Origin of the sequence: Nocardioides salarius (genome assembly GCF_016907435.1) — a bacterium.
GTDB lineage: Bacteria > Actinomycetota > Actinomycetes > Propionibacteriales > Nocardioidaceae > Nocardioides > Nocardioides salarius.
Genome location: NZ_JAFBBZ010000001.1, coordinates 1615900 through 1629895, shown reverse-complemented (window position 1 = coordinate 1629895; position 13996 = coordinate 1615900). Strand labels below are relative to the sequence as shown.

Sequence of the window (13996 nt, the reverse complement as noted above, 5' to 3'; positions counted from 1 at the left end):
TCGACGCATGACGAGCCCTCCGCAGATCATCGACTGGGACCTCGCCGTCCGCCTCGGGACCAAGCTGGCCGGCGACGGCCCGGTGGTGGAGCGCGACGAGGCCGCGCGTGCCGTGGAGGAGCTGCGCGCCGGGGCGCACCGCTCGACGCCGCTGGTCGCCGAGTTCACCGGCCTGCACGCCGACGCCGACACCGCGCCGGTGCTGGTGGTCGACCGGGGCGGGTGGGTGCAGGCCAACGCCGACGCCTTCAGCACCGTGCTGGCGCCGATGGTGGCCAAGCTGGTGGAGAAGAAGCCGCCGAGCGGGGTCTCGCTGGCGGTGGGCTCGCGGATCACCGGCGCCGAGGTGGGCGGGCTGCTGGGCTTCCTGGCCGGCAAGGTGCTGGGCCAGTTCGACCCCTTCCACGACCCCGCCGGCCGGCTGCTGCTGGTCGCGCCCAACGTGGTGCAGGTCGAGCGCGAGCTCGGCGTCGACCCGAGCGACTTCCGGCTGTGGGTGTGCCTGCACGAGGAGACCCACCGGGTGCAGTTCACGGCGGTGCCGTGGATGCGCGACCACATCTTCTCGCTGGTCGAGCAGCTCAGCGCGACGATGGACGGTGCGAGCCTGTTCGAGGACGGGTTCGCCCGGGTCAAGGCCGCCATCAGCGGCGCGGGCGGCCCAGGCGGCCCAGGCGGGTCCGGCAGCCTGGTCGAGATGTTCAGCACCCCCGAGCAGCGCGACCTGATGGACCAGGCGACCGGCGTGATGTCGCTGCTCGAGGGTCACGCCGACGTCGTCATGGACGGCGTCGGGCCCGAGGTGATCGGCTCGGTCGAGGCGATCCGCTCGAAGTTCGACGAGCGCCGCAAGGGCGCCGGCACCCTCGACCGGCTGGTGCGCCGGCTGCTGGGCCTCGACGCCAAGATGGCGCAGTACCGCGACGGTGCGGCGTTCGTGCGGGCGGTCGTCGACAAGGTCGGGATGAGCGAGTTCAACGCCGTCTTCGCCGGCCCGGAGCACCTGCCCAGCAAGGCCGAGATCCACGACCCGCAGGCCTGGGTCGCGCGCGTCCTGTGAGGCCGGCGTGAAGCTGCACCCGTCGGTCGCGGCGGTGCGGGTCGCGGTGCGCCGCGACCTCGACGACCTCGACCCCGGCGACACGGTGGTCGTGGCCTGCTCGGGTGGGCCCGACTCGCTGGCGCTGCTGGCCGCGACCGTGCACGAGGCCCGCGCCGGGGGGTGGCGGGTGGTCGGAGCCACCGTCGACCACGGCCTGCAGGAGGGCTCGGCCGAGCACGCCGAGCGGGTCGTCGCGCAGATGGGCGCGATGGGCGCCGACGAGACCCTGACCGCGCGGGTGCAGGTCGGCGCCGACGCGGGCATCGGGCCCGAGGCGGCCGCCCGCCGGGCCAGGTACGCCGTCCTCGAGCAGGTCGCCGACCACGTCGGGGCCGCGGCGGTGCTGCTGGGCCACACCCGTGACGACCAGGCCGAGACGGTGCTGCTGGGGCTGGCCCGCGGGTCGGGCGGACGCAGCCTGGCCGGGATGCGTCGGCGCTTCGACCGCTACCGCCGCCCGCTGCTCGACGTCTCGCGCGACGACACCGTCACCGCCTGCCAGGTCGAGGGCATCGAGACCTGGGACGACCCGCACAACCTCGACCCCGGCTTCGCCCGGGTCCGGGTGCGGCGCAGCGTGCTGCCGGTGCTCGAGGAGCAGCTCGGCCCCGGCATCGCCGCCACCCTCGCCCGCACCGCCGACCAGCTGCGCGCCGACTCCGACCTGCTCGACGACATCGCCGAGGCGACGTACGCCGACCTGGTCACCGCCGACGGAGCCCTGCCCGTCGAGGCCCTCGAGGGCGTCCCCGACGCCCTGCGCCGCCGGGTGCTCCGCCTCGCCGCACTGGCCGCCGGTGCCCCCGCCGCCGAGCTCTTCCACGAGCACGTGCTCGCCCTCGACTCCCTCGTCACCCGCTGGCGGGGCCAGAAGTGGGTCGACCTGCCCGGTCACCTGCGCGGTGTGCGGCGCGAGGGCGCGCTCCGGGTGGAGTCGAGCAGGTAGGCGCCGGCTCGCGGGGGAACAGGGCCGAAACGGCTCCGCCCGCGCCGTCCCAGCCCCATACTCGGCGCATGCAGACCACGACCCTGCGTCGCGCAGGCATCGCCGCCGTCGTCACCGCCGCCCTGGTGGTGCCGTTCGCCCAGGCGACCGGCGCCGAGCGGCCCACAGGCGCCCGCGCCCCGGCGGTGGGGGAGACCGGGCGCTCGATCATCCACGGCCAGGTCGTCGACTCGCGCACGGCCAGGCCGCTCGACGACGTCGAGGTCACCGCGCTGCGGGTGACCAAGCGCGAGGAGACGGTGGCGGCCACCGACCTCAGCTACGCCAGCCCCGACAACGAGATCGACCACGGCTACTTCGCCATGCACGTGCCGGCCGGCACCTACGCGGTGGTCCTGGCCCGCGCCGGCTACCGGCCGACCCGGGTCGACGTCGTCAAGGGCAGGGCCGACCGCGCCGGCCTCGGCGCACCGGTCGAGCTGGTCGCGCTGCCCCGCCCGTCGGTCACCCTCAGCTCCACGGCGGGCAAGGGGGGCCTGACGGTGCGGGCCGGTCGCCGCGTCGAGCTCGTCGCCCAGCTGGGGGGGCAGGCGCGGGAGCATCCCCACCGGGCTGGTCTCGATGGCGCTCGACGGACCCGGGCGGGGTGTCGCCGCGACCACGGTGCTGCGCCGGCGCGACCGCGGCCGCCTCGTCGCCCAGCTGGGCCGGGTGCGCACCCCGGGCCGCTACGACGTCGACGTCGACTACGCCGGCGACGCCGCCCACCGCGCCACCTCGGGCACCTTCACCCTGCGCGTGGTGAGGAAGAAGGGGTAGCCGGGCCCGGCGTCCGCGCCCACCATTAGGCTGCCTCCATGGACTCTGCCCACGTGGAGCACGACCTCGTCAACGTCCTCTTCACCGAGGAACAGATCCAGGACCGGCTCAAGGAGATGGCCGCCCAGATCGAGCAGGACTACGAGGGCGAGGAGCTCCTCATCGTCGGCATCCTGCGCGGTGCGGTGATGGTGATGGCCGACCTGGCCCGCTCCTTCACCCGCCACCTCGAGATGGACTGGATGGCGGTGAGCTCCTACGGCTCCGGCACCAAGTCCAGCGGCGTGGTGCGCATCCTCAAGGACCTCGACACCGACATCTCCGGGCGCCACGTGGTGATCGTCGACGAGATCATCGACACCGGCCTGACCCTGTCGTGGCTGACCTCCAACCTCAGCAGCCGCAACCCGGCCAGCGTCGAGATCGCCACCCTGCTGCGCAAGCCCGAGGCGCTGCAGATGCCCGTCGACGTCAAGTACGTCGGCTGGGACATCCCCAACGAGTTCGTCGTCGGCTACGGCCTCGACTACCGCGAGAAGTACCGCAACCTGCGCGACATCGCCACCCTCGCCCCGCACGTCTACTCCTGAGCGCGACCCGGGCGCCGTCCCGGGCCCCCTCGATCACCAGTCGCCTGCGAGAATGAGCCTGACGCGGGCATGTACCGTCGTCGGTCCGTTCGACGTCTGAGACGAGAGAAGTCCGTGAAGCGCTTTGTCAAGGGTCCCTGGCTGTGGATCGTGGTCGCCGTGGTCGGCGTCCTGCTCGCCCTGCAGTTCCTGGCCCCCAGCAGCGGCGGGGACGAGATCCCCGCCTCCGAGATGGCCGCCTACATCGAGTCGGGCGAGGTCGAGGAGCTGACCTTCGTCGACGGCGACCAGGAGATCCGCGCGACCCTCGACGACGGCGTGCGCGAGGAGGGGGCCGAGGTCTTCTCCTACTGGGTGCAGGGCACCCAGCCGCGCCTCTACAACGCGGCGAGCATGCAGGTCAGCAACGGCGAGATCGAGGAGCTCAAGACCGAGATCTCGCGCCCGAGCGCGCTGAGCTCGTTCCTCTTCTCGTTCCTGCCGCTCATCATCATCTTCATCGTCTTCCTGTGGCTGCTCAACAACATGCAGGGCGGCGGCGGCCGCGGCGTGATGCAGTTCGGCAAGTCCAAGGCCAAGCTGATCTCCAAGGACATGCCCACCTCGACCTTCGCCGACGTCGCCGGGGCCAACGAGGCGATCGAGGAGCTCGGCGAGATCAAGGAGTTCCTCCAGGAGCCCGCCAAGTTCCAGGCGGTCGGCGCCAAGATCCCCAAGGGCGTGCTGCTCTACGGCCCCCCGGGCACCGGCAAGACCCTGCTCGCGCGCGCCGTCGCCGGCGAGGCGGGCGTGCCCTTCTACTCCATCTCCGGCTCCGACTTCGTCGAGATGTTCGTCGGTGTCGGCGCCTCGCGGGTGCGTGACCTCTTCGAGCAGGCCAAGGAGAACGCCCCGGCCATCGTCTTCATCGACGAGATCGACGCCGTGGGCCGGCACCGCGGCGCCGGCATGGGCGGCGGCCACGACGAGCGCGAGCAGACCCTCAACCAGCTGCTGGTCGAGATGGACGGCTTCGACGTGCGCGGCGGGGTCATCCTCATCGCCGCCACCAACCGTCCCGACGTCCTCGACCCGGCCCTGCTGCGGCCCGGGCGCTTCGACCGCCAGATCGGGGTCGACGCTCCCGACCTCGACGGTCGCCAGAAGATCCTCGAGGTGCACTCGCAGGGCAAGCCGATGGCTCCCGACATCGACCTGCGCTCCTACGCCCGTCGTACGCCCGGCTTCACCGGCGCCGACCTGGCCAACGTGCTCAACGAGGCCGCCCTGCTGACCGCGCGCAACGACGAGAAGCAGATCACCAACATCTCGCTCGACGAGGCCATCGACCGCGTGATCGCCGGCCCGCAGCGCAGCTCGCGCCTGATGAGCGAGAAGGAGAAGCTCATCACCGCCTACCACGAGGGCGGCCACGCCCTGGTCGCGGCGGCGCTGCCGGGCAACGACCCGGTCCACAAGATCACGATCCTGCCGCGTGGACGCGCGCTCGGCTACACGATGGTGCTGCCCGACGAGGACAAGTACTCCCAGCCGCGCTCGCAGATGCTCGACCAGCTGGCCTACATGCTCGGCGGCCGGGCGGCCGAGGAGCTGATCTTCCACGACCCGACCACCGGCGCCGGCAACGACATCGAGAAGGCCACCAACCTGGCCCGCGCGATGGTCACCCAGTACGGCATGACCGAGACCCTGGGCGCGATCAAGCTGGGCGACTCCAACTCCGAGCCGTTCCTGGGCCGCGACCTGGGCCACCAGCGCAACTACTCCGAGGACGTCGCCGCCAAGGTCGACCAGGAGACCAGGAACCTGCTGGCCGCCGCCCACCAGGAGGCCTTCGACATCCTGGAGGAGAACCGCGACGTGCTCGACTCGCTCGTGCTGGTGCTCCTCGACAAGGAGACGCTCGACAAGGAGCAGATCGCCGAGGTCTTCGAGCCGCTGCGCCGCCGCCAGGCGCGCCCGGCCTGGACCGGGTCGCCCCACCGCCGGCCCTCCGAGGTGCCCGCGGTCGAGGTCCCGCAGGAGATCCGCGACCGGGCCCGCGCCAACGGCAGCGACCGCGCCGGTGACGACGCCGGTGCCGGCGCCGTGGTGACGCCGCCGGGCTCCGGGGGCGACGTGCACGGCGGCCCTCCCACGCCCGGCGACGGCCAGTCGCGGCCGTGACCGACCCGATCACGCTCGCCGAGCGCGACCCGGCCGACGTGCCCGCCTTCGACCAGGCGCGGGCCGAGGCCGCGGTGCGCGAGCTGCTGCTGGCCATCGGGGAGGACCCCGACCGCGAGGGCCTGCTCGAGACGCCGGCCCGCGTGGCGCGGGCGTACGCCGAGGTCACCGCCGGGCTGCGGATGCGCGCCGAGGACGTCCTGACCACCACCTTCGACCTCGGCCACGACGAGATGGTGCTGGTGCGCGACATCGAGCTGTGGTCGATGTGCGAGCACCACCTGGTGCCCTTCACCGGGGTGGCGCACGTGGGCTACATCCCCGCCGAGAGCGGCAAGATCACCGGCATCTCCAAGCTCGCCCGCCTCGTCGACGTCTACGCCCAGCGCCCCCAGGTCCAGGAGCGGCTGACCACCCAGGTGGTCGACGCGCTGATGACGATCCTCGAGGCGCGCGGCGCCGTCGTGGTCATCGAGGCCGAGCACCTGTGCATGACCATGCGCGGGGTCCGCAAGGCCGGCGCGCGCACCGTGACCTCGGCCGTGCGGGGCACGATGCTGACCGACCGGGCCACCCGCGCCGAGGCGATGGCCCTCATCCACGGCACCACCCGCCGCTGAGCCGTCCCCGAGGTGTTCCCGACGTGTCGATGATCCCCGCGCTGGCCGTGCCGCTGGGGCGCCCGCGCGTGATGGGCGTCGTCAACGTCACCCCCGACTCCTTCTCCGACGGCGGCCGGTACGCCGCCCCCGCCGACGCGGTCGCCCACGGCCTGGCGCTGCTCGAGCAGGGCGCCGACCTGCTCGACATCGGCGGGGAGTCCACCCGTCCCGGGGCGACCCGGCCGCTGGTCGCCGAGGAGCTGGCCCGCGTGGTGCCGGTGATCCGCGAGCTGGCGGGCGCGGGGGCGCTCGTCTCGGTCGACACGATGCGCCACGAGGTCGCCGAGGCGGCCCTGGAGGCCGGTGCGGTCGCGGTCAACGACGTCTCCGGCGGGCTGGCCGACCCGGCGGTGCTGGACGTGGTGGCCGACGCGGGTGCGACGTACGTGGCGATGCACTGGCGCGCCCACAGCGACCGGATGCGCGACTTCGCGGTCTACGACGACCCGGGCGGGGTGGTGGCCGCGGTCTGCCGCGAGCTCGAGGAGCGCGTCGAGGCGATCCGGGCGGCCGGCGTGGCCGACGACCGGATCGTGCTCGACCCCGGCCTGGGCTTCGCCAAGACCGCCGCCCACAGCTGGGAGCTGCTGCGCGACCTCGACCCGCTGCTCGCGATGGGGCACCGGCTGCTGGTGGGAGCCAGCCGCAAGACCTTCCTCGGCACCCTGCTCGCCGACGACGCCGGGCCGCGTCCGGTCGGCGAGCGCGAGGCCGCCCACCTGGCGGTGGTGCTCGAGCTGGCCCGGGCCGGGGTGTGGGGGGTGCGGGTGCACGACGTACGGTCTGCTCGCGACGCGTTGGCCGCCCTGGCCGCGATACGCACCGAGACGCCGTCGGAGGAGGGCCGCCCATGACCGACGAGATCGCCGTCCTGGGCGTCGAGTGCTTCGCCCACCACGGCGTCCTGGAGCACGAGAAGCGCGAGGGGCAGTCCTTCGTGCTCGACCTCGCGCTCGGTGTCGACACCGCCCCGGCCGCCGCCTCGGACGACTTGCGCGACACCGTCGACTACGGAAGTCTCGTGACCGCGGTCAAGACCGCGGTGGAGCGCGAGCCGGTCGACCTGATCGAGACGCTGGCCCAGCGGGTCGCCGATGTCTGCTTGCAGGACGACCGTGTTGAATGGGCCCGGATCACGGTCCACAAGCCGCACGCCCCCATCAGCGCGACCTTCTCGGACGTCACGCTGACGATCACCCGGAGACGCGAGGACTCGACGTGACTGAGACGCCCAACCCGCACATCATCAACGCCGACACCCTCACCGGTGAGATGCGTCCGATCCGTCGCGCCGTGCTGGCGGTCGGCTCCAACCTGGGCGAGCGGATGGCCATGCTCCAGGGCGCGGTCAACGCGATCGCCGACACCCCCGACGTGTGGGTCACCGGCATCTCGCCGGTCTACGAGACCGAGCCGGTCGACTCCCCTGAGGGCGCCCGCCCCTACCTCAACGCGGTGGTGCTCATCGACACCACGCTGGCGGCCAACCGCCTGATGGACCGGGCCCTGGCCATCGAGGACGCCTTCGAGCGCGAGCGCAGCGAGGTGCCCAACGCCCCGCGCACCCTCGACGTCGACCTGATCGTGGTCGGTGACCGCCGCAGCGACGAGCCGCACCTGCGCCTGCCCCACCCCCGCGCCGCCGAGCGCGCCTTCGTGCTCAAGCCGTGGTTCGACCTCGAGCCCGACGCGACCCTGCCCGGCCGGGGCCCGATCGCCGACCTGCTGGCCGAGACCGGCATCGAGGGCGTCACGCTGCGCGAGGACCTCACGCTCGCGGTCGAGTGAGCGACCCCGGCCGACCGGGTGAGCCCGACGGGCCGGGCGGGGGACGCCTGCGCCCCACCTCGCCCGCGGCGCTGACCGCCGCGATCGTGGTGGGCCTGGTGGCCGGCTGGCTGGCGCGACCCGTCACGATCGCCTGGCTCGGCTCGGCGCCGGTCGTCACCTGGGTGCAGCCGGTCCTGCTCGGCCTGCTCGCCCTCGTCGTCGGCGTCACCGCCCGGCACACCCACGCCGCGCTGCAGGTGCGCCACGAGCCGATGGAGGCGCACCGCGCGGTGAACCGGCTGGCCTTCGGCCGCGCCAGCGCGTACGTCGGCGCCCTCGTCGGCGCGGGGTACGCCGGCTACGCGCTGTCCTGGCTGGGCCTCAACGCCGAGCTGGCCGGCCAGCGGATGCTCTGGTCGGGCCTCGCGGCGCTGGCCGGTGTGGGCGTCGTCGCGTGCGGGCTGCTGCTCGAGCGCGCGTGTCGCGTCCCGGGAGACGACGCGGACGCCTAGCCTGGGCCCATGTCCTCTTCTGTCGCTGGAGCCACGCAGGCCACGCCCGTCACATCCGCCACGCGGGCCTCGCGGCGTCGCCAGCGCTCGACCCGCCTCACCGTCGCCACGGTGCTGCTGGTCCTCTCGGCCGCGCTCGTGCTGGGCGCGGTCGCCAGCGGCTCGGCGCTGCTCGTCACCGTCGCCGCCCTGGCCGCGGTGGTGCTCGGCGCCGCCGCCACCCGCATCACCCACGCCGAGCTGCTGCAGTCGCGCCGCGACGCCGCCCGCGACCGCGCCGAGCAGGCCCAGGCCTACCGCCGGATGGCCGAGACCCGCGCCGACGAGCACGCGGCCCGCGTGGCCGAGCTGACCAGCCGCCTCGAGGAGCGCGAGGGCGCCCTGGGCGACCTGCAGAGCGAGCTGGTCAAGACCCAGCGCAGCGCCGCCGACAGCGCCCGCCAGGTCGACGTGGCCCACCGCCGCAACGTCGACCTCGAGAAGGAGGGCCGCCTGCTGAGCCGCAGCCTGGAGTCGGCCGAGGAGCGCGCCGCCGACGCCATCGTGCGTGTCGCCGAGCTCGAGGCCGAGATCGACGTGCTGCGCGCCGAGATCGAGACCGTCACCGCCGCCTGGCGCACCGCCGAGGCCGGCGCCCGCCGCCGCGCCTGACCCGACCCGCCGAGCCGGCGCCAGTTCCTCGTGAGCCGGCGCCAGTTCCGCGACCGGCACCACCAGGCCCGAGCGGGCGAGGCGGCGTACGGCATCATGACCCCCGTGAACGACGAGGAGACGCTGCCCGACGAGAACCGCTTCGAGAGCGACCCGGGGGAGATCCTCGACGACCTGCCCCTGCCGGAGGGCTGGGAGGTCGGCACCCCCGACGCCGAGGACCGCTTCGAGGTCGCCCGGCTGACCCATCTGCTGCGCGCCCACGAGCGCCACGGGCGCGGCTGGGCCGGGGCCGGTGTCGACGACGTGCTGGTCGAGGTCTCCGAGCACGGCCTGCGCACCCGCGCCAACGTGGTGATCCGCGACCCCGAGGGCCACATCCAGGCCTGGGGCAGCGTCCACGACCGCGCCGGCGGCCGGATGCTCTACTCCCACATCGTCAGCCGCGAGCTGGCGCCGCCGATCGCGCGCAAGTGCTCCGACGCCCTCTTCGAGTGGGCCGCCGCACAGGCCCGCGCCGTCGGCGAGGCCCGCGGCCTGCCGACCCAGCAGATCGACACCGGCGCCTTCGAGGGCGACGAGCGCCAGTACGACTGGCTGACCCGCGCCGGCTTCCGCAAGGTGCGCACCTGGTGGCAGATGAACCGCCCCGTCGCCCCCGAGGAGCGCGACCTGGTGCCCGACAACGAGGAGTGGGAGGCGCGCGGCGTGCGCTTCCGCCTCGTCGACCGCGAGGGCCAGGGCCTGCCCGACGAGGCCGACCTGCGCGCCGTGCACGACGTGCTCGAGCAGTCCTTCACCGACCACTTCAACAACTTCGAGGAGTCCTACGCCGAGTTCCTGCACCGGCTGCGCGAGGACCCCGGGCACCGCTGGAACCACTGGTGGCTGGCCGAGATGGTCGAGGACGTCCCCGAGGGCCTGGAGGCCTCCGAGGAGGGCCGGCACCCGGCCGTCGGCGCACTGATCGGCACCGTCTCGGAGAACGCCACCGGCCCCGACTCCTCCTACGTCTCCTACATCGGCGTCATCGAGGCCGCCCGCGGGCGGGGCGTGGCCAAGGGCCTGCTGCGCACGATCATCTGCGACGCCGCGCGGCGCGGCCGGGTCGGCGTGGGCCTCGAGGTCGACGCGGACTCCTCCACCAACGCCCACGAGCTCTACACCTCGATGGGCTGGCGCACGAAGTACGTGACGGAGTCCTGGCACCGCGACGTGCCGGTCGAGGGCTGAGCCGGCCCCCCCGGGGGTCGCTAGGCCTGCTCGGCCAGCGAGGCGCGCAGGGCGCGGTGCACCCCGTCGGGGGTGAGCACGCCGACGAACTGCGCGCCGTCGCGGACCCCGACCATGCCGCGGTCGTCGCGCAGCAGGTGGGTCAGGGCCTCCTCGAGGGTGCTGTCGAGATCGATCGCGGCACCGAGCTGGCCGGCCCGTACGCCGTCGAGCGGCTCGAGGTGCTCGCGCCGCAGGGGTACGACGCTCAGTCGCCGCAGGCTCTTCTCGGAGCCCACGAAGTCGGCGACGAACTCGTCGGCGGGCTCGCCGAGCAGCTCGGCGGGGGTGCCGTACTGCGCCAGCCGGCCGCCCTCGGCGAAGACCGCCACCCGGTCGCCCATCTTCACCGCCTCGTCGATGTCGTGGGTGACCATCACGACGGTCTTGCCCAGCTCGCGCTGCAGGCGCAGGAACTCCTCCTGCAGGCGCACCCGCACGATCGGGTCGACGGCACCGAACGGCTCGTCCATCAGCAGCACCGGCGGGTCGGCCGCCAGGGCCCGGGCCACGCCGACGCGCTGGCGCTGGCCGCCGGAGAGCTGGTGGGGGAACCGGTCGGCGTACCGCTCGGGGTCGAGGCCGACCAGCTCGAGCAGCTCGACGGCGCGGCTGCGCGCGTGGGCCTTGGACTCGCCGTACAGCAGCGGCACGGTCATCACGTTGGTGACGATGCGCTGGTGGGGGAAGAGCCCGATCTGCTGGATGACGTAGCCGATGCCGCGGCGCAGCCTGACCGGGTCGGCGGTGGTGACGTCCTGGCCGTCGATCTCGATGGTGCCCGACGACGGCTCGACGAGACGGTTGATCATCTTCAGCGTGGTCGACTTGCCGCAGCCCGACGGGCCGACCAGCACCACCATCTCGCCGGCGAGCACCTCGAGGTCGAGGTCGTGCACCGCGACGGTGCCGTCGTCGAAGCGCTTGCCCACGCCCGAGAGCCGGATCATCACGGTCGCGGCTGACGACCCGGTAGCGTCCATGCGGTGACCCTACTCGCGCAGGCCGACGACGGTCCGAGCTGCTACGGGCGCCTGACCAACGAGTGGGTGTGCTGGGACTACGTCGTCGACTACCGCCCCGAGATCGTCGAGGCGACCACCCAGCACATCGCCATCACGATCGCCTCGGTGCTCTTCGGGCTGGCCCTCTCCTTCCCGCTCGCGCTGCTGGCGCGGCGGCTGCCGCGGCTGGAGAGCACCGTGCTGGGCGTGAGCACCGGCCTCTACACGGTGCCGTCACTGGCGCTCTTCCCGCTGCTGGTGCCCTTCACCGGCCTGAGCGCGACCACGGTGGTGATCGGGCTGGGCCTCTACGCCCTGACGGTCCTGGTGCGCGCGATCCTCGAGGGGCTGCGGGCGGTGCCCGACGACGTGCGCGAGTCGGCGCGCGGGCTGGGGTACGGCGACGGCCGGCTGCTGCTGCGCGTCGAGCTGCCGCTCGCGGTGCCGGTGGTGATGGCGGGGCTGCGGGTGGCCACGGTCTCGACCGTGGCGCTGACGACCGTCGGGTCGCTGGTGGCCTACGGCGGGCTGGGCAACCTGATCGCCGAGGGCGTGCAGAGCAACTTCCGCGCCCAGCTGCTGACCGCCGCGGTGCTGTGCGTGGTGCTGGCGGTGCTCCTCGACGTCGTGATCGTGCTGGCGCAGCGGGTGCTGACGCCCTGGACCCGGACGGCGGGCTGATCTCGTGGGCGTGCTCCTGGACGCGCTGGACCACCTGCGCGACGCCGACAGCTGGACCGGGCCGGGCGGGATGCTCGAGCTGCTGGTCCAGCAGCTGCTGGTCACCCTGACCGCGCTGCTGGCCGCGATGGTGGTCGGGCTGCCGGTCGCGCTGTGGCTGGGCCACCTGGGCCGCGGCGGCTTCCTGGCCATCAACATCTCCAACGTCGGGCGGGCGGTGCCGACCTTCGCGCTGCTGGCGATCTTCGTGGCCGGCGACCCCTGGGGCTGGACCGCCGGGGCGTTCCCCGGCACCGGCGACGTCGGCCCCTACGGCCGCGCCGGCATCTCCACCCTGGTCGCGCTGGCGCTCTTCGCCCTGCCGCCGCTGATCACCAACGCCTACGTCGCGGTCCGCGAGGTGCCGCCCGACGTGCGCGAGTCGGCGCGGGGCATGGGGATGAGCGGCTGGCAGCAGTTCCGGCGCGCCGAGCTGCCGCTGGCGCTGCCGCTGGTGATGTCGGGGGTGCGCCTCGCGCTGGTGCAGGTCTGGGCGACCGCGACCATCGCGGCGCTGGTCGCCGGGCCCGGGCTGGGCCGGGTGATCACCGACGGCTTCTTCCGCACCGACTACGGCAAGGGCATCGCCGGGGCGATCGTGGTCGCCGCGGTCGCGCTGGTGCTCGAGCTGCTCGCCGCCGCGGTGCAGCGCTCGCTCGACCCGGTGCGCCGGGCTGCCCGGACGGGTGAGGGGGAGGTGTCCGCGGAGGTGTCTACGCTGGGACAGGCCGGCCACGAGGACGGCTGAGCAGTGGGCGCCGCCTGCTGACCGGACACGCGCGGGGCCCCGGCCCCGCGGGACACAGAAGGTAGGACCCCACATGATGGTGCGACGTTCCCTGGCCGCGGTGCTCTCCGCCGGTGCCCTGACCCTGGCCGCCTGCGCCGGCGACGACCTCGACAGCAGCGCCGGCGACGACACCGGCTCCGCGGCCGGCGGCGGGCCCGTCACGATCGCCTCCCAGTCGTTCCCCGAGGCCGCGCTGATGGCCTCGATGTACGAGCTGCTGCTCGCCGACGCCGGCTACGAGCCCACCGTGCAGCTCGTCGACTCCCGCGACGCCTACATGGCCACCTTCCCCGGTGACGTCGACGTGGTGCCCGAGTACGTCGGAGGCATCGTCAACTTCCTCAACTCCACCTCCGACCAGGGCAGCGGTGAGCAGCTGACCGCCGGCGACGGCGAGGAGCTCGCCGAGGCCGGCGAGGACCTGCTCGACGAGGCCGGCATCGAGCTGCTCGAGCTCTCGGAGGCCACCGACACCAACGCCTACTTCGTCACCGTCGAGCGCGCCGAGGAGGAGAGCTGGGAGGTCCTCTCCGACCTCGAGGGCGAGTCGGTCGTGCTGGCCGCCGCCCCCGACTGCGAGGGCCGCCTCGACTGCGAGGCCGGGCTGCGCGAGGAGTACGGCATCGACATCACCAAGGTGCTGCCGCTGGGCTACGCCGGCGACCAGACCTACCAGTCGGTCCTCGACGGCGAGTCCGACCTGGGCCAGACCTCGACCACCGACGGCACCCTGGAGTCGCTGGGCCTCGTCGTCCTCGACGACGACCAGGAGATCCAGCCCGCCCAGAACCTGGTGCCGGCCGTCGCCGAGGACTTCCTCGAGCAGAACGAGGGCGTCGCCGACGTCCTCGAGGAGCTGATGGCCGCCCTCGACACCGACACCCTCACCGAGCTCAACGGCCGGATGGCCGTCGACCGCGAGAAGCCCGAGGACGTGGCCCGCGACTTCCTGGAGTCCGAGGGGCTGCTCTGACCTGACGGTGGTCTCGAGA

Annotated in this window: 16 protein-coding genes; 15 read left to right on the top strand and 1 reads right to left on the bottom strand. The window is 73.5% G+C overall.

Going from position 1 to position 13996, the window contains the following annotated elements; all coding sequences use genetic code 11:
• Positions 1 to 7 precede the first annotated feature (7 nt).
• The 12 genes from JOE61_RS07945 to JOE61_RS22440 all read left to right on the top strand — a co-directional run bounded on the left by JOE61_RS07945 (position 8) and on the right by JOE61_RS22440 (position 10451).
• Positions 8 to 1060, top strand: a complete 1053-nt coding sequence (locus JOE61_RS07945) for an Rv3626c family coenzyme F420 biosynthesis-associated protein (protein ID WP_193669951.1) — start codon at positions 8 to 10, stop codon at positions 1058 to 1060.
• Between the two features lie 7 nt (positions 1061 to 1067).
• Positions 1068 to 2048 (top strand): tRNA lysidine(34) synthetase TilS, encoded by a 981-nt coding sequence (gene tilS, locus JOE61_RS07940; protein ID WP_193669950.1) that lies wholly within the window; start codon positions 1068 to 1070, stop codon positions 2046 to 2048.
• Between the two features lie 68 nt (positions 2049 to 2116).
• Positions 2117 to 2896 (top strand): carboxypeptidase-like regulatory domain-containing protein, encoded by a 780-nt coding sequence (locus tag JOE61_RS07935; protein WP_193669949.1) that lies wholly within the window; start codon positions 2117 to 2119, stop codon positions 2894 to 2896.
• A gap of 9 nt (positions 2897 to 2905) precedes the next feature.
• Positions 2906 to 3457: a hypoxanthine phosphoribosyltransferase gene (gene hpt, locus JOE61_RS07930; RefSeq protein ID WP_193669948.1), complete on the top strand. Its 552-nt coding sequence runs from the start codon at positions 2906 to 2908 to the stop codon at positions 3455 to 3457.
• 114 nt (positions 3458 to 3571) lie between these two features.
• Positions 3572 to 5623 carry an ATP-dependent zinc metalloprotease FtsH gene (gene ftsH, locus JOE61_RS07925; RefSeq protein ID WP_372440059.1) on the top strand — a complete coding sequence of 684 codons (2052 nt, stop codon included), beginning with the start codon at positions 3572 to 3574 and terminating at the stop codon, positions 5621 to 5623.
• On the top strand, positions 5620 to 6243 hold the full coding sequence (gene folE / locus JOE61_RS07920; RefSeq protein ID WP_193669946.1) for a GTP cyclohydrolase I FolE: 624 nt from the start codon (positions 5620 to 5622) through the stop codon (positions 6241 to 6243). The genes ftsH and folE overlap by 4 nt, the downstream gene beginning before the upstream one ends.
• A gap of 29 nt (positions 6244 to 6272) precedes the next feature.
• Positions 6273 to 7139: a dihydropteroate synthase gene (gene folP / locus JOE61_RS07915; protein WP_193670022.1), complete on the top strand. Its 867-nt coding sequence runs from the start codon at positions 6273 to 6275 to the stop codon at positions 7137 to 7139.
• Positions 7136 to 7507, top strand: coding sequence for a dihydroneopterin aldolase (gene folB, locus JOE61_RS07910; RefSeq protein WP_193669945.1), 372 nt, complete (start codon positions 7136 to 7138; stop codon positions 7505 to 7507). The genes folP and folB overlap by 4 nt, the downstream gene beginning before the upstream one ends.
• The gene (gene folK, locus JOE61_RS07905) at positions 7504 to 8073 is read left to right on the top strand and encodes a 2-amino-4-hydroxy-6-hydroxymethyldihydropteridine diphosphokinase (RefSeq protein ID WP_193669944.1); all 570 of its coding nucleotides are present in this window, start codon (positions 7504 to 7506) and stop codon (positions 8071 to 8073) included. Before folB ends, folK begins: the two co-directional genes overlap by 4 nt.
• Positions 8070 to 8567 carry a DUF3180 domain-containing protein gene (locus JOE61_RS07900; RefSeq protein ID WP_193669943.1) on the top strand — a complete coding sequence of 166 codons (498 nt, stop codon included), beginning with the start codon at positions 8070 to 8072 and terminating at the stop codon, positions 8565 to 8567. The genes folK and JOE61_RS07900 overlap by 4 nt, the downstream gene beginning before the upstream one ends.
• A gap of 9 nt (positions 8568 to 8576) precedes the next feature.
• Positions 8577 to 9218 carry a hypothetical protein gene (locus JOE61_RS07895; protein WP_193669942.1) on the top strand — a complete coding sequence of 214 codons (642 nt, stop codon included), beginning with the start codon at positions 8577 to 8579 and terminating at the stop codon, positions 9216 to 9218.
• Positions 9219 to 9248: 30 nt separating this feature from the next.
• The gene (locus JOE61_RS22440) at positions 9249 to 10451 is read left to right on the top strand and encodes a GNAT family N-acetyltransferase (RefSeq protein ID WP_193669941.1); all 1203 of its coding nucleotides are present in this window, start codon (positions 9249 to 9251) and stop codon (positions 10449 to 10451) included.
• 20 nt (positions 10452 to 10471) lie between these two features.
• Here the strand turns inward: JOE61_RS22440 and JOE61_RS07885 are convergent, their stop codons facing one another.
• Positions 10472 to 11473: an ABC transporter ATP-binding protein gene (locus tag JOE61_RS07885; RefSeq protein ID WP_193669940.1), complete on the bottom strand. Its 1002-nt coding sequence runs from the start codon at positions 11471 to 11473 to the stop codon at positions 10472 to 10474.
• Positions 11474 to 11476: 3 nt separating this feature from the next.
• Between JOE61_RS07885 and JOE61_RS07880 the strand changes: the two genes are divergently transcribed.
• The 3 genes from JOE61_RS07880 (at position 11477) to JOE61_RS07870 (ending at position 13977) form a co-directional block, all read left to right on the top strand.
• Entirely contained in the window at positions 11477 to 12175 is a 699-nt protein-coding gene (locus JOE61_RS07880; RefSeq protein WP_193669939.1) for an ABC transporter permease, read from the top strand.
• A gap of 4 nt (positions 12176 to 12179) precedes the next feature.
• A complete protein-coding gene (locus JOE61_RS07875) occupies positions 12180 to 12962 on the top strand; it encodes an ABC transporter permease (RefSeq protein WP_307822872.1) in 783 nt (260 codons plus the stop codon).
• 76 nt (positions 12963 to 13038) lie between these two features.
• A complete protein-coding gene (locus JOE61_RS07870) occupies positions 13039 to 13977 on the top strand; it encodes an ABC transporter substrate-binding protein (RefSeq protein WP_193669938.1) in 939 nt (312 codons plus the stop codon).
• The last annotated feature ends 19 nt before the right edge of the window (positions 13978 to 13996 follow it).

Excerpts from the sequence above, each read along its gene's own strand:
- JOE61_RS07945 (WP_193669951.1), top strand. The coding sequence starts at position 8 with ATGACGAGCCCTCCGCAGATCATCGACTGGGACCTCGCCGTCCGCCTC.
- JOE61_RS07935 (WP_193669949.1), top strand. The coding sequence starts at position 2,117 with ATGCAGACCACGACCCTGCGTCGCGCAGGCATCGCCGCCGTCGTCACC.
- hpt (WP_193669948.1), top strand. The coding sequence starts at position 2,906 with ATGGACTCTGCCCACGTGGAGCACGACCTCGTCAACGTCCTCTTCACC.
- folP (WP_193670022.1), top strand. The coding sequence starts at position 6,273 with ATGATCCCCGCGCTGGCCGTGCCGCTGGGGCGCCCGCGCGTGATGGGC.
- folB (WP_193669945.1), top strand. The coding sequence starts at position 7,136 with ATGACCGACGAGATCGCCGTCCTGGGCGTCGAGTGCTTCGCCCACCAC.
- JOE61_RS07895 (WP_193669942.1), top strand. The coding sequence starts at position 8,577 with ATGTCCTCTTCTGTCGCTGGAGCCACGCAGGCCACGCCCGTCACATCC.
- JOE61_RS07885 (WP_193669940.1), bottom strand. The coding sequence starts at position 11,473 with ATGGACGCTACCGGGTCGTCAGCCGCGACCGTGATGATCCGGCTCTCG.
- JOE61_RS07870 (WP_193669938.1), top strand. The coding sequence starts at position 13,039 with ATGGTGCGACGTTCCCTGGCCGCGGTGCTCTCCGCCGGTGCCCTGACC.